Genomic DNA, 18,781 nt, shown 5'->3' with positions numbered 1-18,781 from the left:
CATGACCATCGCTCCACCGAGCGACCAGCTGGCCGCCGACGCCTCCGGGCGCCGGCGGCCGGTCCGGCGGAACGGCCGGACCGTCGGCCGCACGCCGATCGGCTACGCCTTCGTCTCGCTCTACGCGCTGCTGACCCTGGCCTTCGGCGTCGTTCCCGCGCTGTACGCCGTGGTGCTGGCCTTCACCAACGCCGACGGCGGATTCGCCGGTATCGGCAACTTCACGAAGGTCATCGGCGACTTCCGGTTCTGGCCGGCCGTGCTCCACGTGACCGTCTACCTGGTGATCTGGCTGATCGCGCTGGTCGTCTTCGTCGTCGGGCTGGCCCTGCTGGTGCACGCCGTACGGGTGCGCTGGATGAGTACGGCGCTGCGGTTCGTCTACTACCTGCCCGGTGCACTCGCGGGCGCGTCCAGTGTGCTGCTCTGGCTGTTCGTGCTCGACCCGACCGCCAGCCCGGTCAGCGGCTTGCTCAAGGCCTTCGGGTTCGACAGTTTCGTCGCGGTCATCCAGCCCGGGCACCTGCCGGTGATCTTCGCGATCATCGCGTTCTGGACCGGGGCCGGCGGATGGATCGTGATCATGTACGGCGCGCTGAACAACATCAGCACCGAGGTGATCGAGGCGGCCCGCGTCGACGGCGCGAACGCCGTACAGATCGCGCTCCAGATCCAGCTGCCGCTGCTGCGCAAGTGGGTCGCGTACATGGGTGTGATGTCGCTGGCGGGGGGCACACAGCTGTTCGTCGAGCCGCAGCTGCTGAGCCAGGCCAGCAACGCGGTCGTCCCGAACGACTACTCGCTGAACCAGCTCGCCTACCAGTACGCGTTCCAGCAGAACGACTTCAACGGCGCGGCGGCCATCTCGCTGCTGCTGCTGGTGGTCGCGCTCCTGCTGTCGTGGGTGTTCGTCACCCGCGGCGGCCTGTTCGAGAAGGAATGAGTATGTCGGCACTGTCCAGCGAGTCCCGCCACGTGAACCTCCGCGGATGGAGCGGGCGGTCCGTCGCGGGCGCCGTGATGATCCTGTTCGTCGCGTTCTTCGTGATCCCGATCGTGTGGCTGCTGCTCGCGGTGACCAAGTCCGCCAAGTCACTGATCGTCTCGAACCCGTTCTCCGCCGGGTCGTGGAGCGACTTCGCGGCCAACTGGCACCAGCTGTTCGCCTTCCAGGACGGCGCGGTCACCACCTGGATCGGCAACTCGGCCGTCTACGCGCTCGGTGCCCTGGTGATCACACTCGTGGTCGGCGTACCGGCCGGGTACGCGCTGGCGCTGACGGAGTTCAGGGGACGCCGGGCCCTGCTCGTGCTCACCCTGGTCGTGATGCTGATCCCCAGCACCGCTCTGGTCCTGCCGATCTTCCTGGAGCTGAACAGCATCGGCCTGATCGGGAGTCCGCTGTCGGTGATCCTGCCGATGTCGTTCTTCCCGTTCGGCGTCTACCTGACCTACATCTACTTCTCCACGAGCATCCCGCGCGACCTGCTGGCGGCTGCCCGCATCGACGGCTGCACGGAGTTCCAGGTCTTCTCGCGGATCGCGCTGCCGCTGGCCGCGCCGATCGTCGCGCTGGTCGCGTTCTTCAGCTTCGTGCAGAACTGGAACAACTTCTTCCTGCCGTTCGTGATGCTGCCCTCCAGCGACGGCTACCCGGTCCAGGTCGGGCTCACCTCGCTGCTGGCCGCCACCCCGGCGTTCAACCCCAGCTCGGCCGGATCCGAATCCGTGCAGCTGCCCACGCTGGCGCTGGCGACGATCGTCTCGATCCTGCCCGTGCTGTTCGTGTTCCTCTTCTCCCAACGGTTCCTCGTCGCGGGGATGACCGCGGGAGGCACCAAGGAATGACCGCCCTGAAGGAGAATCACCTATGAAGATCACCGGATACCGCAGTCTGAGCACCGTTCACGACTGGGGGAGAGTCACCGGCGACGTCAACGGCGTACAGAGCGGGGACACCACCCCGGTCCCCGTCCTGATCGTGGAGACCGACGCCGGCATCGAAGGAGTCAGCGTCGGGCCGCACGAAGACATCGCACGGGTCTTCCCGGCCGTCGACGGAGAGGATCCGCGCTCGGTCGTCGCGCTGTACGACCGGATGCTCGACTGGGTGTTCAAGACCGGCCATGCCGGGCCCGTGTTCGGCACGATCGGGGCTCTCGACACGGCCCTGTGGGACCTCAAGGCCAAGGCGGCCGGCGAGCCGCTGTGGCGGTTGCTCGGGGCCCGTGAACGGTTCGTGCCCGGCTATGCGTCCGGGTTGGAGTACGGGCTGACCGACGAGGAGTTGGCCGAGCTCTACGGCCGGTTCGCGGATCGCGGGTTCAAGGCCGGCAAGCTCAAGGGCGGCCGTGACCTCGACCGGGACCTGCCGCGGCTGGAGATCGCCCGGGAAGTGCTCAGCCGCAACTCCCGCCGGCCCGCGCTGATGTTCGACGCGAACGAGTCGTGGAACCAGGCCCAGGCGGCCCGGTACGTCGCGGCGATCGAGGAGCGGATGGACCTCACCTGGGTGGAGGAGCCGCTGCGTCGCTGGGACGCTGCCGGTATGGCCGCGCTGCGCGGCAAGGTCCGGGCCGCGATCGCCAGCGGCGAGAACCTGACCGGGCTCGAGCAGTACCGTCCGCTGCTCGACGCCGGCGCGCTCGACGTCGTCCAGGTCGGCAACGTCTGGGGGATCACCCACTTCCTCCGGGTGGCGACGCTTGCCCACGGCCACGACCTGCCGGTGAGTCCCGTTGCCTACAACGCGAATCCGATCGCGCACGCGGCCGCCGCCGTACCGAACCTGTTGACGTACGAGGTGCAGGACCTGCACTTCCCGGTCGGGCTTGACGTCGACCAGGAGTTCGACGACGGCGGGATCATCCTGGGCGACCGTCCGGGGATCGGCATCGCGGTCGACGAGTCGAAGCTCTCACCGCTCGGCTCGACGCCGACTCTTCCGGCCTCGACCGGGCCGCACGTGCGGCCGATGCGCGCCGCGCTGCGGCTGGTGGCCGAGCCCGACGTGATCGACGTACCCGCGGTGCCGCTGAGGCCGGTCTCGTGACGCGCGTGCCGGAGCGCCGGGCGCTCGTCGTCGGCGTACGTCCCGAGAAGCGCGAGGCGTACCTGACGCTGCACCGCGAGGTCTGGCCGGGCGTCGAGCAGAAGCTTGTCGAGTGCAACATTCGCAACTACAGCATCTTCGTCTTCGGCGACGTCCTGTTCGCGTACTACGAGTACGTCGGCGAGGACCACGACGCGGACATGCAACGAATCGCGGACGACCCGGTGTCGCAGGAGTGGTGGACGCACACCGATCCCTGCCAGGTGCGGATCGCCGACGAGCGGATCCCGGGCGCGTTGTGGCAGCCGATCGACGAAGTGTGGCATCTCGGATGACGGTGCGAATCGATGTGGGAATCGATGTGGGGATCGATGCCCACGTGCATCTGTGGGACCGGGCGCTGGACCCGCAGGACTGGATCGACCCGGAGACGATGGCACCGATCGCCCGCGACTTCGATGCGTCCGACCTGAAGGCGATGCTGGCGTCGACGGGGCTCGAGCGCGCGGTCGTCGTACAGTCGAGCAACAGCGTGGCCGAGAGTGTCCGGCTGGCCTACCTGGATCCGTCCGTGGTGGCGGGCCTGGTCGGCTGGGTCGACCTGACCGCGGACGTCGCGGCGCAGCTCGACGTGATCCGCCGGAACGCGACCGTTCCGCTGGTGGGGGTGCGGCATCTTGCGCACATCGACCCCGATCCGGCGTGGCTGCTGCGCGACGATGTTGCTCTCGGCATCGATGTGCTGGACCGGGAGGGGCTGTGCTTCGACTTCGTCGTCCGTGACTGGCAGCTGTCGCAGGCTGCGGCCGTGAGCGGCCGGCACGAGGGAATGTCCTTTGTTCTCGACCATCTGGGCGGTCCACCAGCGCCGGGAGCGGACACTCGTGCCTGGGCGGCCGGGCTGCGGGAGCTTGCCCGCCGTCCGAACGTCGCGGCCAAGGTGTCGGGGCTGGTGTCCGGTCTGGCTCCGGGATCCTGGCGCGCCGAGGATCTCGCGGACCGGGTGCTGATCGCCCTCGAGGCGTTCGGGCCGGAGCGTCTGCTCTACGGTTCCGATTGGCCGCTGGTGGAGCTCGGCGGCGGAGCGGCGGTGTGGAGAGCAGCGGCGGACAGTCTGCTGGGCGAGCTGTCCGCGTCGGAGCGTGCGCAGGTGTTCGGCGGCAACGCTGCCGGCATCTACTGCCGCTGACCTCGCTTGCGGCCGCGGGGGCGGGGAGCGTGGTCGGACAACCGGCGACGCTCCCACGACCCGTGGATGTGATCGTGCATCGCCTTCTCGGCGCCGGCGCGGTCGTTGCGCGCGATCGCCTTGACGATTGCCTCGTGCTCCTTGAGCGTCAGCTCCACGGCGTCCGGCGGGTTGATGCCCTGGTACCGGCTGGACTCGACGGCTCGTTTGTAGATGTGCTTGGCGATGTTCTCGGCGAGCTGGTTGCCGGAGATCTCCATCACCGCGTAGTGGAAGATCACGTCGGCCTGCCGGAACGAGTCGGTCTCGGACTCGCTCTCCCGCATCGCGGTCAGTGCGTTCTCCAGCCGCCGGACTTCGTCGGCGTTGTGGGACTCCGCGACCGCTCCCGCCATCGCCGACTCGAGACTCGCCCGGACGACGGTCAACTCGTCGAGTACGCCGAGGCTCTCGTCGTTGTCGATCAGCGCCGACAGCACCACCGGGTCGAGCATGTTCCAGTACCCCGGCGCCCGCACCTGGGTGCCGCGGCCCTGCGAGACCGTGACCAGGCCCTTCTCCTCGAGCCGCTTCACCGACTCGCGCAACACTGTCCGGCTCACCCCGAAGTGCTCGCTCAACGGCCCTTCCGGAGGAAGCAGATCGCCCTCTTGCAACCTGCCGGTCACGATCAGGTCGACGAGCTCCGCGACCACCGAAACCCCGAGCCTCCCCGCCGGCAGACGTCTCGGGATCAGGTGCACCGAGGGAACGGGGTCTTTCGCCATAGGTGTGATCTTACGGCGTCCCGGAAGACGGTCGGCCCGGAGCCGCGCAGGTACGGCGCCAGCGCGCGGGCGCTGAGAATCTGCTGAATTGTTAACGTGACCATTGGCTGCTGAAGTCTTGACCGGCGGGTTTGGTGACGTCAACATGTGAGCGCTAACAGTCCGTTGCGGGGCGATTACACGAGGGACGGACATCCGGCCGGAGAGGGGCGAGTCTTGTGAAGAAGAGGTTTGTGGCCACCCTGAGTGGCGCCCTGCTGGTGCTCGGCCTCGCGGCCTGCGGCGGGCAGGGAGCGGGCGGGACCACCGACACCGCAAGTCAGCAGCCGGGAGACCTGACCATCGGCGTCTCGATGCCGACGCAGACGTCGGAGCGCTGGATCGCGGACGGCAAGGCGGTGAAGGAGAAGCTCGAGGCCAAGGGGTACAAGGTCGATCTGCAGTACGCGAACGACGACATCCCGACCCAGTCCCAGCAGGTCGACCAGATGATCACCCAGGGCGCCGACGTACTGGTCATCGCGGCCATCGACGGCACCGCGCTCAGCAGCCAACTGCAGGCCGCGGCCGACAAGAAGATCCCGGTGATCGCGTACGACCGCTTGATCCGCGGTAGCAAGAACGTCGACTTCTACGTCAGCTTCGACAACTACAAGGTCGGGGTCGCCCAGGCAAAGGCGCTGCTGCGCGGGCTGGGGCTGGAGAACGCGGACGGGTCGAAGGGCGCCAAGACCGGGCCGTTCAACATCGAGGTCTTCGCCGGTTCGCTGGACGACAACAACACCCACTTCTTCTTCAACGGCGCGATGGACACGCTGAAGCCGTACTTCGACAGCGGCGCGCTGCTCGTCAAGTCGAAGCAGACCAAGATGGAGCAGGTCGCGACGCTGCGGTGGCTGCAGGAGACGGCGCAGAAGCGGATGGAGGACCTGCTGACCTCGAGCTACAACGACGGCGCCAAGGTCAACGGCGTGCTGTCGCCGTACGACGGGATCTCGCGCGGCATCATCACCGCACTGCAGAACGTCGGCTACGGCACGGCCGCGAACCCGATGCCGGCGATCACCGGCCAGGACGCGGAGATCGCCTCGGTCAAGCTGATCAACACCGGTGTGCAGAGCTCCACGATCTTCAAGGACACCCGGCTGCTGGCCGAGCAGGCCGTCAACGCGTCGGAGGCGTTCCTGCAGAAGAAGCAGCCCGAGGCCAACGACACCAAGTCGTACGACAACGGCGAGAAGGTCGTGCCGGCGTACCTGCTGCCGATCCAGACCGTGTTCAAGCCCGACATCCAGAAGGAACTCGTTGCTTCTGGCTACTACACGGCTGCCGAGGTCGCCGCCGGCCAGGCCAAGTGACGCTGGTGGACGACGTACTGCTGGAGATGCGGGGGATCACGAAGCGGTTCCCCGGCGTCAAGGCGCTCGAGGACGTGTCGCTGGTGGTCCGGCGTGGGGAGATCCACGCGATCTGCGGCGAGAACGGCGCGGGCAAGTCGACGTTGATGAAGGTGCTGTCCGGGGTCCACCCGGCCGGCACCTACGACGGCGAGATCAGGTTCGACGGGCGGCCGGTGCACTTCGCCGGCATCCGCGACAGCGAGGCCGTCGGCATCGTGATCATCCACCAGGAGCTAGCGCTGGTGCCGTACCTGTCGGTCGCGGAGAACATCTTCCTCGGCAACGAGCGTCGTGGCCGCGGCGGGCTGATCGACTGGAACCGGACCAACGCGGACGCCCGCGAGCTGCTGGCGTCGGTCGGGCTGGACGAGAACCCGGTCGCCCCGGTGATCCAGCTCGGGGTCGGCAAGCAGCAACTGGTGGAGATCGCGAAGGCGTTGTCGAAGGACGTCCGGCTGCTGATCCTCGACGAACCGACGGCAGCGCTGAACGACGTCGACTCGGCGCACCTGCTCGACCTGCTCCGGCGGCTGCGCGACCGCGGCATCACCTGCATCATGATCTCGCACAAGCTCAGCGAGATCACCGCGATCGCCGACTCGACGACGGTGATCCGCGACGGCCGGACCGTCGAGACGCTCGACATGGCGTCCGGGGAGGTCACGCAGGAACGGATCATCCGCGGCATGGTCGGCCGGGACCTCGACAGCTTCTACCCGGACCGGGAGTCCGTGCCGGGTCCGGAAGTACTGCGGATCGAGGACTGGACGGTGTGGCACCCGGTCCAGCCGCGCAAGGTCGTCGACGGCGCGTCCCTGACCGTGCGGGCCGGCGAGGTGGTCGGCATCGCCGGTCTGATGGGCGCCGGACGGACCGAGCTCGCGATGAGCGTCTTCGGCCGTTCGTACGGGCGCAACGTCAGCGGCCGGCTGTATGTCCATGGCCGCGAGATCCGGGCCCGAACGGTGGCCGAGGCGATCCGGCACGGCATCGCGTACGCCACCGAGGACCGCAAACGGTACGGGCTGAACCTGATCGCCGACGTCCGGGCCAACATCTCGGCCGCGGCGCTCGGCCGGCTGGCCCGGGCCGGATGGGTCAACGGCAACGAGGAGATCAAGGTCGCCGAGCAGGGCCGGCGCGACCTGAACATCAAGACCCGCACGGTCCTGGACGTCGTCGGCACGCTGTCCGGCGGCAACCAGCAGAAGGTCGTGCTGTCCAAGTGGCTGTTCACCGACCCGGACGTGCTGATCCTGGACGAGCCCACCCGCGGTATCGACGTCGGCGCGAAGTTCGAGATCTACACGATCATCAACCGGCTGGTGGCGCAGGGGAAGGCGGTCGTCGTGATCTCGTCGGAGCTGCCCGAGCTGCTGGGGATGTGCGACCGGATCTACACCTTGTCGGCCGGCCGGATCACCGGCGAGCTGCCGGTGGGCCAGGCCACCCAGGAGAGCCTGATGGCGCTGATGACGCAGGAGAAGGAGCTCGCCGGATGACCAGCACCAAACGTTCCGCGCCGGCCGAACAAACCGAGAGCACCGCCACGGCCGGCCTGCACATCGGCACCAGCGATCCGCTGACCCTGGTGATGCGCAATCTTCGGCAGAGCGGCATCTACATCGCGTTCGTGGTGATCGTGGCGCTGTTCGCCTCGCTCACCCACGGGGTGCTGCTCAGCCCGGGCAACATCACCAACATCGTGCTCCAGTACTCCTACATCCTGGTGCTGGCGATCGGCATGGTGATCCTGATCATCGCCGGCCACATCGACCTGTCGGTCGGGTCGATCGTCGCGCTGACCGGCGCGGTCTCCGCCGTACTGGTCATCCAGCACGGGCAGCCGTGGTGGATCGGGGTGGTGGCGGCCATTGCGGTCGGTACGGCAGTCGGCGCTTGGCACGGTTTCTGGGTGGCGTACGTCGGCATGCCGGCCTTCATCGTCACGCTGGCCGGGATGTTGCTGTTCCGGGGGCTGACGCTCGAGGTGCTCGACAACGTCTCGCTGTCGCCGTTCCCGGCGGAGTACCAGAAGGTTGCCAGCGGCTTCCTGAACGGACTGCTCGGCGGGTACGGCTATGACGCGTTCACGCTGCTGATCGCGGCGATCGCCGTCGCCGGGTACGCCGTCGGCGTGTTCCGCACCCGGCTCGCGCGGATCCGGTACGAGCAGCCGGTCGAGTCGTTCCCGCTGTTCGTCACTCGCGTGCTGGCGGTGGCCGCGGTCGTCATGTACTTCGCCTGGCAGCTCGCCCACGCCCGTGGCCTGCCGATCGTGCTGATCATCCTCGGCGTGCTGGTGGCCGGATACGGGCTGATGACGAAGAACACCGTCTTCGGCCGGCAGGTCTACGCGATCGGCGGCAACCTGCCGGCGGCGATGTTGTCCGGTGTGAAGGTGCGCTCGGTCAACTTCTGGATCTTCGTCAACATGGGATTCCTGGCCGGCATCGCCGGCGTCATCTACTCGTCCCGCTCCAACGGCGCCCAGCCCGCCGCCGGCAACATGTTCGAACTGGACGCGATCGCGGCCGCCTTCATCGGCGGCGCCGCCGTCGCGGGCGGCGTCGGCACCGTGGTCGGTGCGATGGTCGGCGGCCTGATCATGGCGGTGATGAGCAACGGCATGCAGCTGATGGGCGTAGACCAGTCGACCCAGTCCGTCGTCAAAGGCCTGGTCCTCCTCCTCGCCGTAGCCTTCGACATCTACAACAAACGCCGCGCCGGCACGACCCGCTGACCGCGCCGGCCAGGTCATCGGGGATCGACGTCGAGCCCCACGGTGCGGAAACCGGTGTTGCTCATGGAGGAGTCCGGGGTGTTGGAGGTTCTGGCGGCGTTGCGGTAGCGGTTGCAGTAGGAGTCGTGGCAGAGGTAGGAACCTCCGCGCATGACTCTGGCGGTTCCGGCGGCTGGTCCGCGGGGGTCGGTGACTGTCCCGTTGCGCGCGTCGAGTTCGTAGGTGCGCGGGCTGAACCAGTCGCCGCACCACTCCCAGATGTTGCCTACCGTTTGCCAGAGGCCGAGGCCGTTCGGCGCGTAGGTACGCACCGGCGCTGTCGTGAGGTAGCCGTCCGACAGGTCGTTGGTGACGGGGAACCGGCCCTGCCAGATGTTGCATCGCCAGCTGTCGCCGTCGCGGAGGTCGTCTCCCCACGGGTAGCGTCGTCGGTCGAGACCGCCGCGGGAGGCGTACTCCCACTCGGCCTCGGTCGGCAGGCGCCGGCCCGCCCATCGGCAGTAGGCGTCGGCATCGTTCCAGCTGATGTGGATCACCGGATGGTCGTCGAGTCCGTCGAGGTCCGATCGGCTTCCGCCGGGGTGGCGCCAGTCCGCGCCGCGAACTCCCAGCCACCAAGGGCTTCCGGGGGCCGGGCGCATGATGTCGGTCGGCCGCGCCTGTACGGCGAGGTGGAAGACGGCGGAGAAGCCGAAGTGCTCGGCGTCGGTCCGGTACCCGGTCGCGTCGGCGAAGTGCGCGAAGTCGGCGTTGGTCACGCTGGTGGCATCGATCGCGAACGACGCCAGCGCAACCGGGTGCACCGGCGATTCACCGTCGGCCGGGAAGCCGTCGCCGAAGCCGTCACCCATCTCGAACGTCCCCGCGGGGACCGGCACCTGCTCGATGTCGTGCCGGCCGGTGACCGTCACGACCGACGATCGCGGCCGCGGATCACCGGAGACGAACGCCGAGACCGACGGTGCACAGCAGGAATCCATGGTTCACCTCTCGTGGCCGGGCGGCATCGGAGCGGGGACGGCGTCGCTGGGTGCGAATCCGAGCCGCGAGGCCCGGAACCAGCGCGGCCCGTCGTGCTCGGCCACCAGCGGCCGGGTGTAGATGTGCCAGGTCTGCCCGTCGTCGTCGGGATCCCCGGTGATCGTCTGCTGGAACGTGCGTGCCGGGCGCGACACGGGTTCGTCGCGGCTCCACCCGATCACTGCGCCCGGCGTCGCACAGGACGCGGTGATGTTGCCATCGGCATCGATCGCGCAGACCGGAACTTCGGTGGGCTGGAGCGTGCCGGCAGGCCGCCACCGGGCGATGAGTTCGTCCTCGTCGACGGCGCCGAGGTCTCCCGTCCCGCGCAGCCAGTCGTCCAGTGCTGACGACAGCCGGTGGAGTGTGTCGGCGTACGCCGGATCGTCCGCGAGATCGACGGTCTCGTGTGGATCGGCCAGCAGATCGTAGAGTTCGTGCTCCGGCTTGCGTTCTGCGGTGACACGTCGCTGCAGCGGGGTCAGTACGTCGCAGGCGACGCCGGCGGCCCGTTGCCGGGCCTCGTCGTTGACCGCGCGCCGCAGTTCCTTCCAGGTGGGGAACTTCTCGGCGAAATGCTGGTACTGGAAGGGCGACCGATCCGGATGCCGATGCCGGATGTAGCGGTACCTGACGTCGCGGACCGTCCGCGAGGAGTCCCGCTGCTCGTCCATCCGGTCGCGGCCCCCGAACGCGTAGTCGCCTTGTGTCAGGTTCGCTCCGGAGCTGTCGAACAGCGGCGAGAACTGCATGTGCGCGGGGATGTCGAGTCCTGCCATCCGCAGCATCGACGGACCCAGGTCGGCGAGGTGTACGACGTCGGTCCGCGCCTGCCCGGCCGCGATCTGCCCGGGCCAGCGCACGATGACGGGCACCCGCAGGCCGGCCTCGGTGGCCCACCGCTTCGCGCGCGGGAAGCCGGCGCCGTGGTCGCTCCAGAACACGACGATCGTGTTGTCCGCCAGGCCGTCGTCCTCCAGTTCGGCAAGCAGCCGGCCGGCCCACGCGTCCATGACCGAGATGAGGTCGTGATAGCGCGCCCAGGCCGTCGCGAACACCTCGTTCTGCAGGTGGTACGGCGGAACGGGTGTGCCACTCGCGTCGTGCCGCTGTTCCGGCGGCAGCTCGGCGGTCACCGTGTCGAACTCGTCGTCGTCCAGGTAGATCTGGGACTCGTGGGTCGCCATACCGTGGAAGAGCGCGAAGAAGGGCGTGTCCTCCGTCGGCCGGTTGCGCCAATGCGCCGTCGACGAGCAGTCGTCGAAGGCGGTGCCCGGTACTGGCACCTGGAAGTCGGTGAAGGCGTTGTTGGTCGCGTAGTAGCCAGCGGCACGGAAGTATTCGCTCAGCAGTCGTACCTCGGGCGGCGGTACTGCCTTCGACCGCATGTTGTGGGTGCCGATGGAGGTGGGGAAGCATCCGGTCATCAGAGCCGAGCGTGACGGCCCGCAGACCGGTGTCGTCGCGAAGGCCTGGTCGAACCGCACACCGGCGGCAGCGAGGGCGTCGAGGTTCGGCGTCCGGGCGACTTCGGCACCCGGCCAGATTCCGGTGTAGCACCCGAGGTGGGGGTTGATGTCGTGCGTCGAGATCCACAGGATGTTCGGGCGGCCGGCCGGCATCTCGGCGGTCACTTGCCGCTCGCCGGGACCACGGGATTCATGCCGGACGACCCGGTGAACCGGGCCAGCACGGAGAACCGCTCGTCGGTCGCCGGTTGTTCGCCGGTCCACGGCTTGTCGCCGACCGCGGCCTGGGCGTCGTACAGCTTGACCTTGAGCTGTTCACGGATCTCGGCATACCCGGGGTCGTCGTAAACGTTGCGCAGCTCGTGCGGATCGGTCTCGAGATCGAAGAGCTCCCACTCCGTGGGGTACTCGAAGAAGCCGCTGCCCGGCAGGCCGTATCCGCTGTTGTAGTAGAAGATGAGCTTGTAGCGGTCGTCGCGGTAGCCGTAGTGTGCGGGCGCCTTGTGGAACCAGTCGTCGTTCTCCCAGTAGCGGTAGTACATACCCTCCGCGGCCGGTGCGGTCGGGTCACCGACGAGATCTCCCCAGAAGCTGCGGCCCTGCATCCGGTCGTGTGCGTCCACCCCCGCCGCCCCGAGGAGGGTCCGGGCGAAGTCGACGTTGGTCACGATCCCGTCGTGCACGGTGCCGGCCGGAATGGCGCGCGGGTAGCTCATGACCAGCGGCATGCGCAGGGATTCCTCGTACATGAACCGCTTGTCGAACCAGCCGTGGTCGCCGAGGAAGAAGCCCTGGTCCGACGAGTAGACCATCAGCGTGTCGTCGAGTTCCCCGCGTTCGCGCAACCACCCGGTGAGGCGTCCGACGTTGTCGTCGACGGAGGCCACGCAGCGCAGGTAGTCCTCCATGTAGCGCTGGTACTTCCACAGTGCCAGCTCCTCGTAGCTGAGGCCCTCGGGCGGTTCCACCTTGAGGTCCTCGCTGTTGATGTAGTCGGCGATCCGCATCAGCGCTCGTCGGGCCGAGGCCGAGCGGGTGCTGTAGTCGTCCCAGAACGTGCCCGGGACCGGGATCGGGTCCGAGTACAGGTCGGCGTGCTTCTCGTCGGGTTCCCACGGGCGGTGCGGAGCCTTGTGCCACACCAGCAGGCACCACGGATCGTCGCCCTCGAGGCCGTCGACCCACTGCATGGCCAGATCGGTGATGATGTCCGTGGCGTACCCGGACTCGCGCCGGACCCCGTCCGCCGAGAGGAACCGCGGGTCGAAGTACTCGCCCTGGTTGATCAGCACATCCCAGTAGTCGAAGTTCTGCGGGTTCGACGCTGCCTCCTCGCCCATGTGCCACTTGCCGACGATGCCGGTGCGGTACCCGGCCGCCCGGAGTTGGGAGATGAAGGTGGGCTGGGATGCGTCGATCGGTGTCCACAGGGTCGTGACACCGTTGATGTGGCTGTACGTGCCGGTGAGGATCGAGGCCCGGCTCGGAGAGCACAGGGAGTTCGTGACGAAGCAGTTGTCCAGCCGTACGCCGCGCTCTGCGATCTCGTCGATGTACGGCGTCCGGTTCACAACGGATCCGTAGGCGCCGATCGAGTGTGCGGCGTGGTCGTCGGTGAGAACGAAGACAATGTTCGGCCGGCGGGTGGGTTCTGGCATGTGGGTCGGCTCCTGGCGGGTGCGGTTCAGACCGGGTTGGTGGCAGAGCGGGTACGGCGGAACTCCTCGGTGCGGACGACCGCCGCCGGGATGCGGGCGGCGGCCGCGGTGGCGATCGGGAGGAGCTCGCCGAGGACCGTTGCGTAGCGCGGATCGTCGACGAGGTTGGTGCGTTCGTGCAGATCGGTGAGGCTGTCGGCGAGGAAGATGTCGGCCTCGTCCGGTGGGACGGGGAGGCCGGCTCGGCGGGTGTTCAGGTCGAGCCGGTACCGCTCGGTGCGGGCGCAGACGCGCTGCGGCCAGCCGAGGCCGTCGTCCCAGCCGCCGGCGTCCCGGTTGGGGAATGCCCGGCTTGCGGTGTCGCCGTACCCGATGGCCGAGAGCACGACCTGCGGTGCGGATTCGGAGAACACGTCCCGCCCGGTACAGGTCGCCGGGCGGTCCAGCTCGGCGAGTGCGAGGAGCGTGGGCGCGAGATCCTCGCTCACGACCAGGTCCGAGCGTCGTACGCCCTCCGGCAGGACGCCCGGCCAGGAGACGATGAACGGCACTCGGTGGCTCTCGGGCGCGAATGTGTGCTTCGCCAGGATGCCGTACTCGCCGAGCGAGGCGCCGTGGTCGGTCGAGAACACCACGATGGTCGACTCGCGGAGACCGGCCTGGTCGAGTGCCCGCAGGATCTGTCCGACCTGATCGTCGAGCCAGGCGACGCATCCGTAGTACATCTGGAACGAGCGATCGAGATCCTCGGCGGACAGATCGGCGCCGCGGGTGAGCTCGCCCCATTCCCGCTCGAACCGGTTGCCGGACTGCTCCGGCGATCGCGGTACGCCGAAGTTCAGGCCGGCGTACCGGCTCGCCCACGGCTCGGCCACGACCATCGGTTTGTGCGGCTGGACGTAGCTCGCGCGGAACAGGAACGGTCCTTCAGCGGCGGTCAGCGCCTCGACGACCGACCTGGTGATCGTCTCCGAACCGACCTCCTCGTGCTCGGGCAGAACCGCCGAGAAGACGTGGCCGATCCCGGGGGAGCGCCGGATTTCGACGTCGTTGTCCGTAGCGCGCTGCAGGACCTCAGCCATGCCGGAGCCGGAGTGGTCGTCGTGCTGCCAGGGCGACCGGCCTCCGGGCAGGTGCTCCTTGCCGTAGTTGGCCGTCGCCCAGCCGGACGCGGCGAACGTTTCCGGGAACATCTCTGCGGCAACGGCCCCGTCGGGCAGGTAGCCCTCGTTGTTGAGTACGCCGGAGACCAACGGGCTCTGGCCGCTCAGCATCGCCTGCCGGGCCGGGACGCAGACCGGCGAGGAGGCGTGCGCACGTTCGAACAGGACGCCCCTGGCGGCGAGGGAGTCGATGTGCGGAGTGGCGATCTCGGGGTGGGGATTTCCGTAACAGGAGAGCGCATCCGTGCGCAGTTCGTCGGCCATGATCCACAAGACATTCGGCTTCGCCATCACCAGATCCTTCGCTGGACGGGATCGAACTCTTGCAAAACCTACTAAGTGCTCGCTAGGTTTTCAATCCTCGGGGTCACTCTCACCATCGAGGAGCGGAATCAGATGTACGACGTGCAACGACGATCCAGAGTGGTGTCAGCGGTGGCCGCGGGCGCGATGGCGCTCGCCCTGGCCGTGAGCGGCTGTCAGTCCGCGGTCAAGCAACAACAGACCGGCGCCGGCGCGGCCGGCAAGCCTGTCGACGGTGGCATCCTGACCATTGCGCAGAGTTCCGACATCCAGCCGAACAACGTCCTGGCCGGCCGGCTGGGCAACTCCAGCTGGGCGTCGAACGTCTTCGAGACACTGACCAGGTACGACGGCGACGGCACGCCGCAGCCCTTGCTGGCCAAGGAATGGAAGGTTGCCGCGGACAAGTTGTCGATCGAGATCACGCTGCGCGACGACGTGACCTTCCAGAGCGGTCGCAAGCTCACCGCGGACGATGTGAAGTACTCGTTCGAGCAGGTGCTGAAGTCGAGCTCGCAGGTCACGCCGATCGCCAAGAAGTTCAAGAGCATCGACGTGACCGGTCCGACCGCGCTGACGATCCACTTCACCAAGCCGGTCCCGAACATCTTCGACTTCTTCGAGTACAGCTACATCCTCGACAAGGAGTCCGCGAAGGGGCTGGCCGACGGCTCGAAGGTGATCGGGACGGGCCCGTTCCTGTTCAAGAGCTGGTCGCCCGGCTCGCAGGTCCAGCTGGTGCGCAACGACAAGTACTGGGGCGGCAAGCCGCACCTGGACGGCATTACGATCGCGGTGATCACCGACAGCACCGCGATGCTGAACGCGGTCCGCGGCAACCGGTCCCAGCTGGCGATCGGGATGAACCCGGTGGACATCCAGTCGATGGCGTCGAACAGCGCGTTCACCGTCGTCAACACCACCGGCAGCGTCTATCCGCTCGGCCTGAATATCGACCAGCCGCCGTTCGACAAGAAAGAGGTGCGGCAGGCGGTCAACTACGCGATCGACCGGGCCCGGATCGCCAAGCAGATCTTCGGTGCCGCTGGTGTCGCCACCGACCTGTTCTGGGACCCGAGCCTGCCCGGTTACCCGAAGGACCTCGCGCAGCGGTACACCTACGACCCGGCGAAGGCCAAGCAGATGCTCACCGCCGCCGGCGCCGAAGGGGCCGCCGTGCCGATCACCGTCATCAGCCTCCCGCAGAACATGAGCGTCGCCGAGATCGTGCGGAGGAACCTCGAGGAGGTCGGTCTGAAACCGACCATCGAACCGCAGGAGACGCAGAGCTTCGGCGAGAACCAGATCGCCGGCAAGCTCGGTACGGCGTTCATGCCGCTGCACGGCCTCAACGGCCTCGGCGCGATCACGCTGATGGACACGCTTCCCTCGCTGCGCAAGGGGAACTCGTCGCGGTTCTGGACCGACGAGTACGCCGCGCTCCGCAACAAGGTCACGGCTGCCGACTCCGACGCGGCGTACCAGGACGCGTTGCACAAGCTCTCGGAGTACATCCTGGACCAGGCGTTCACCTCGGCGGTCGTCCAGGCCCAGGGGCAGAACGTGGTCGCCAAGAACGCCCACGACCTGAACTGGAGCACGCGCTCCTATCTCGACGCGAAGTCGGCCTACCTCGATCACTGACCGATGCTTTCGTCTGCTCAGGAGGAATCCGTGAATCGGAGACCCAACGTCTTGCTGGTGATCGCCGACCAGCACCGCTTCGACTGGCTCGAGGGCAGCGGCGAGCTGCCCGTCCGGACCCCGAACATCCGCAGGTTGCAGGAGGCCGGGGTCACCTTCCGGCGGGCAACGACGCCGTCCCCGCTCTGCGCGCCGGCCCGGGCCTGCCTGGCGACCGGTCTCGACTACGAGTCCACGCCGGTGCCGAACAACTTCCACGATCTGCCCGTCGACGCAGACACGTACTACCGGCGGCTCCGCGACCGAGCGGGGTACTTCGTGGCCGGGGTGGGAAAGTTCGATCTGCACAAGGCGACGTTCGACTGGAACCTCGACGGTTCCCGCCTGCTCGGTGAGTGGGGGATGTCCGCCGGGATCGACAACGAGGGCAAGTTCGACTCGCTGTGGTCCGGGCGCGAGCAGCCCAAGGGGCCGTACATGAAGCACCTGTACGACGCCGGCCGCGCCGATGCGCATCTGGACGACTTCTCGCGCCGCAAGGACGCGCCGTACAGCGACGTCTCGCCGAGCCCGTTGCCCGAGGAGTCCTATCTGGACAACTGGATCGCGCGGAACGCGCACGCCCTCCTCGACCGGCGGCCGCAGGACACGCCCTGGCACCTGGTGGTGAACTTCGCCGGACCGCACGATCCGATGGACGTCACCGACCGGATGCGCGCCGCGTGGGCCGACGTCGACTTCCCGCCGCCGCATCGGCCCGGCGCGTTCGACGGGGATCACACCGAGGTACGGCGACGGTACGCGGCGATGATCGAGAACATCGACCGGCATCTCGGCTCGTTCCTCGACCGGCTGCAGCGGGAAGGCGAGCTCGGCAATACCGTCGTCGTCTACACCAGCGACCACGGCGAGATGCTCGGCGACCACGGCACCTGGGGCAAGCAGATCGCGCTGGACCCGAGCATCCGGATTCCGCTGATCGTCTCCGGCCCGGTCGTCGAGAATCCCGGCACTGTCAGCGATGCGTTGGTCTCCCTCGAAGATCTGGCCGCGACAGCTCTCGAGATCGCCGGACTGGACATCCCAGCCGAGATGACCGCCCGATCGGTGCTGGCCGTCCTCCGTGGTGAGACGAGCCGACACCGTGAGTACGTCGTCTCGGGCCTGGACCGTTCCGAACGCGAGATCGAGATGGCTGCCCGGCACTACGGCGCGAACAAGTGGGTGCAGTTGCGCGGCTGGCGGACCGTCACCACCGCCGACGAGAAACTGGTCCTGAGCCCGGACCTCGAGCATCCCTATCTCGTCGACCTGTCCGCGGATCCCTTCGAGGAGTACGACATCTCGGGGGAGCGTCCGCAGTCGGTCGATCGTCTCCAGGCGTATCTCGCGAAGGCACGGGACGAGGAGCGAGTCTGATGTTGCGCTTCCTGGTGAAGAAGGTGCCGTCGATCGTCCTGGTGCTGTTCGCCACCTCGATCATCGCGTTCCTGCTGCCGCGGTTCGCACCCGGCGATCCGGCGCAGACGATCGCCGGACCGGACGCGACACCTGAGCAGATCGAGGCGATCCGGCAGTCCCTCGGACTCGACCGGCCGTTGCCGATCCAGTACCTGAGCTGGCTCGGAGGTGTAGTCCGGGGTCATCTCGGCACGTCGTACATCTTCAACCGGCCGGTGAGCGATCTGATCCTGTCGCGGCTGGAGAGCACTGTGGAACTGGCCGTGCTTGCGTCGGTGTTCATGATCCTGATCGGTCTGGGCCTCGGTGTGCTCGGCGGTTCGGCCCGGTCGCGGATCGCGCGGATCGGTGTCGACGCGACGAACACTCTGCTGCTGGCGACGCCGGCCTTCCTGGTGGGGCTCCTGCTCATCGTCCTGCTGGGCGTCACGTGGCGAGTGCTGCCGATCAGCGGCGAGGTGTCGCTGTCGGAGAACCCCGAGATCGGTATCCAGTACCTGCTGCTGCCGGCACTCGCACTGGGACTGGCGCACGCGCCCTCGATCTCACGCCTGCTACAGACGACGATGCGCGGAACCCGCGGCGAGGAGTTCGTCGATCTGGCCCGTGCGAAAGGCGCCTCGCCGCGCCGGATCACCTATCGGCACGTACTGCGTACCAGCCTCGGCGCCGCTGTCGTTGCCATCGGCATCAGAGTGGGCGAGCTGTTCGGCGGGGCGATCATCATCGAGGCGATCTTCGCCCGCAACGGTCTGGGACAGCTGGCGGTACAGGGTGTGAACTCCCGCGACTACCAGCTGGTCCAGATCCTCATCATCGGCGCCGTGCTGATCGCGGTGCTGTCCCAGCTGGTCACGGAGCTGATCCTCGCAGCCCTCGATCCCCGAGTCAGATTGGACGCCTGAGATGCGG

The 18,781-nt window shown here is 67.8% G+C and carries 16 protein-coding genes; 11 read left to right on the top strand and 5 right to left on the bottom strand.

The genetic code is table 11. From position 1 onward, the window contains the following. Position 1: 1 nt before the first annotated feature. The 5 genes from ABT313_RS01585 to ABT313_RS01565 are packed head-to-tail and all read left to right on the top strand — an operon-like array spanning position 2 to position 4,241. Positions 2–943 carry a carbohydrate ABC transporter permease gene (locus ABT313_RS01585; RefSeq protein WP_350847494.1) on the top strand — a complete coding sequence of 314 codons (942 nt, stop codon included), beginning with the start codon at positions 2–4 and terminating at the stop codon, positions 941–943. A 2-nt stretch (positions 944–945) separates the two neighbouring features. Continuing rightward, positions 946–1,848 (top strand): carbohydrate ABC transporter permease, encoded by a 903-nt coding sequence (locus ABT313_RS01580; protein WP_350847492.1) that lies wholly within the window; start codon positions 946–948, stop codon positions 1,846–1,848. Positions 1,849–1,870: 22 nt separating this feature from the next. Then, the gene (locus ABT313_RS01575; RefSeq protein ID WP_350847490.1) at positions 1,871–3,052 is read left to right on the top strand and encodes a mandelate racemase/muconate lactonizing enzyme family protein; all 1,182 of its coding nucleotides are present in this window, start codon (positions 1,871–1,873) and stop codon (positions 3,050–3,052) included. Next, complete coding sequence (locus ABT313_RS01570; protein ID WP_350847488.1) at positions 3,049–3,387, top strand: L-rhamnose mutarotase; 339 nt, start codon at positions 3,049–3,051, stop codon at positions 3,385–3,387. The genes ABT313_RS01575 and ABT313_RS01570 overlap by 4 nt, the downstream gene beginning before the upstream one ends. Beyond that, positions 3,384–4,241, top strand: a complete 858-nt coding sequence (locus tag ABT313_RS01565; protein ID WP_350847487.1) for an amidohydrolase family protein — start codon at positions 3,384–3,386, stop codon at positions 4,239–4,241. The genes ABT313_RS01570 and ABT313_RS01565 overlap by 4 nt, the downstream gene beginning before the upstream one ends. Here the strand turns inward: ABT313_RS01565 and ABT313_RS01560 are convergent. Next, entirely contained in the window at positions 4,229–5,008 is a 780-nt protein-coding gene (locus ABT313_RS01560; protein ID WP_350847485.1) for a FadR/GntR family transcriptional regulator, read from the bottom strand. The genes ABT313_RS01565 and ABT313_RS01560 overlap by 13 nt on opposite strands. A gap of 233 nt (positions 5,009–5,241) precedes the next feature. Between ABT313_RS01560 and chvE the strand changes: the two genes are divergently transcribed. Genes chvE through mmsB form a run of 3 tightly spaced genes read left to right on the top strand, consistent with a single transcriptional unit; the run spans position 5,242 to position 9,151 of the window. After that, complete coding sequence (chvE, locus tag ABT313_RS01555; RefSeq protein WP_350847482.1) at positions 5,242–6,366, top strand: multiple monosaccharide ABC transporter substrate-binding protein; 1,125 nt, start codon at positions 5,242–5,244, stop codon at positions 6,364–6,366. A gap of 5 nt (positions 6,367–6,371) precedes the next feature. Next, positions 6,372–7,910 (top strand): multiple monosaccharide ABC transporter ATP-binding protein, encoded by a 1,539-nt coding sequence (gene mmsA, locus ABT313_RS01550; RefSeq protein WP_350847480.1) that lies wholly within the window; start codon positions 6,372–6,374, stop codon positions 7,908–7,910. Further along, positions 7,907–9,151: a multiple monosaccharide ABC transporter permease gene (gene mmsB, locus ABT313_RS01545; RefSeq protein ID WP_350847478.1), complete on the top strand. Its 1,245-nt coding sequence runs from the start codon at positions 7,907–7,909 to the stop codon at positions 9,149–9,151. Before mmsA ends, mmsB begins: the two co-directional genes overlap by 4 nt. A 14-nt stretch (positions 9,152–9,165) precedes the next feature. On the opposite strand, the gene ABT313_RS01540 is transcribed toward mmsB, so the two are convergent. From ABT313_RS01540 to ABT313_RS01525, 4 genes are read right to left on the bottom strand one after another with little or no spacing between them, the layout of a single operon-like run. Further along, positions 9,166–10,131 (bottom strand): formylglycine-generating enzyme family protein, encoded by a 966-nt coding sequence (locus ABT313_RS01540; RefSeq protein ID WP_350847476.1) that lies wholly within the window; start codon positions 10,129–10,131, stop codon positions 9,166–9,168. A 3-nt stretch (positions 10,132–10,134) separates the two neighbouring features. Beyond that, entirely contained in the window at positions 10,135–11,805 is a 1,671-nt protein-coding gene (locus tag ABT313_RS01535) for a sulfatase family protein (protein ID WP_350847474.1), read from the bottom strand. Next, the gene (locus ABT313_RS01530) at positions 11,802–13,298 is read right to left on the bottom strand and encodes a sulfatase family protein (protein ID WP_350847472.1); all 1,497 of its coding nucleotides are present in this window, start codon (positions 13,296–13,298) and stop codon (positions 11,802–11,804) included. The genes ABT313_RS01535 and ABT313_RS01530 overlap by 4 nt, the downstream gene beginning before the upstream one ends. Before the next feature lie 26 nt (positions 13,299–13,324). Then, positions 13,325–14,752 carry a sulfatase-like hydrolase/transferase gene (locus ABT313_RS01525; RefSeq protein ID WP_350847470.1) on the bottom strand — a complete coding sequence of 476 codons (1,428 nt, stop codon included), beginning with the start codon at positions 14,750–14,752 and terminating at the stop codon, positions 13,325–13,327. A 105-nt stretch (positions 14,753–14,857) separates the two neighbouring features. Here ABT313_RS01525 and ABT313_RS01520 point away from each other — a divergent pair, with 105 nt between their 5' ends. From ABT313_RS01520 to ABT313_RS01510, 3 genes are read left to right on the top strand one after another with little or no spacing between them, the layout of a single operon-like run. Continuing rightward, entirely contained in the window at positions 14,858–16,408 is a 1,551-nt protein-coding gene (locus tag ABT313_RS01520) for an ABC transporter substrate-binding protein (RefSeq protein WP_350847468.1), read from the top strand. Positions 16,409–16,438: 30 nt separating this feature from the next. Next, positions 16,439–17,827, top strand: a complete 1,389-nt coding sequence (locus ABT313_RS01515) for a sulfatase family protein (RefSeq protein WP_350847465.1) — start codon at positions 16,439–16,441, stop codon at positions 17,825–17,827. Further along, complete coding sequence (locus tag ABT313_RS01510) at positions 17,827–18,774, top strand: ABC transporter permease (protein ID WP_350847463.1); 948 nt, start codon at positions 17,827–17,829, stop codon at positions 18,772–18,774. Before ABT313_RS01515 ends, ABT313_RS01510 begins: the two co-directional genes overlap by 1 nt. Positions 18,775–18,781 lie beyond the last annotated feature (7 nt).

Origin of the sequence: Kribbella sp. NPDC000426 (genome assembly GCF_040300265.1) — a bacterium.
Lineage (GTDB): Bacteria > Actinomycetota > Actinomycetes > Propionibacteriales > Kribbellaceae > Kribbella.
Note: the sequence above shows the minus strand (reverse complement) of the source record. Positions and strands in the feature narration are given on the sequence as shown.

Excerpts from the sequence above, each read along its gene's own strand:
- ABT313_RS01575 (WP_350847490.1), top strand. The coding sequence starts at position 1,871 with ATGAAGATCACCGGATACCGCAGTCTGAGCACCGTTCACGACTGGGGG.
- ABT313_RS01565 (WP_350847487.1), top strand. The coding sequence starts at position 3,384 with ATGACGGTGCGAATCGATGTGGGAATCGATGTGGGGATCGATGCCCAC.
- ABT313_RS01525 (WP_350847470.1), bottom strand. The coding sequence starts at position 14,752 with ATGGCGAAGCCGAATGTCTTGTGGATCATGGCCGACGAACTGCGCACG.
- ABT313_RS01560 (WP_350847485.1), bottom strand. The coding sequence starts at position 5,008 with ATGGCGAAAGACCCCGTTCCCTCGGTGCACCTGATCCCGAGACGTCTG.
- ABT313_RS01585 (WP_350847494.1), top strand. The coding sequence starts at position 2 with ATGACCATCGCTCCACCGAGCGACCAGCTGGCCGCCGACGCCTCCGGG.
- ABT313_RS01510 (WP_350847463.1), top strand. The coding sequence starts at position 17,827 with ATGTTGCGCTTCCTGGTGAAGAAGGTGCCGTCGATCGTCCTGGTGCTG.
- ABT313_RS01530 (WP_350847472.1), bottom strand. The coding sequence starts at position 13,298 with ATGCCAGAACCCACCCGCCGGCCGAACATTGTCTTCGTTCTCACCGAC.
- ABT313_RS01580 (WP_350847492.1), top strand. The coding sequence starts at position 946 with ATGTCGGCACTGTCCAGCGAGTCCCGCCACGTGAACCTCCGCGGATGG.
- mmsB (WP_350847478.1), top strand. The coding sequence starts at position 7,907 with ATGACCAGCACCAAACGTTCCGCGCCGGCCGAACAAACCGAGAGCACC.
- ABT313_RS01540 (WP_350847476.1), bottom strand. The coding sequence starts at position 10,131 with ATGGATTCCTGCTGTGCACCGTCGGTCTCGGCGTTCGTCTCCGGTGAT.
- ABT313_RS01520 (WP_350847468.1), top strand. The coding sequence starts at position 14,858 with ATGTACGACGTGCAACGACGATCCAGAGTGGTGTCAGCGGTGGCCGCG.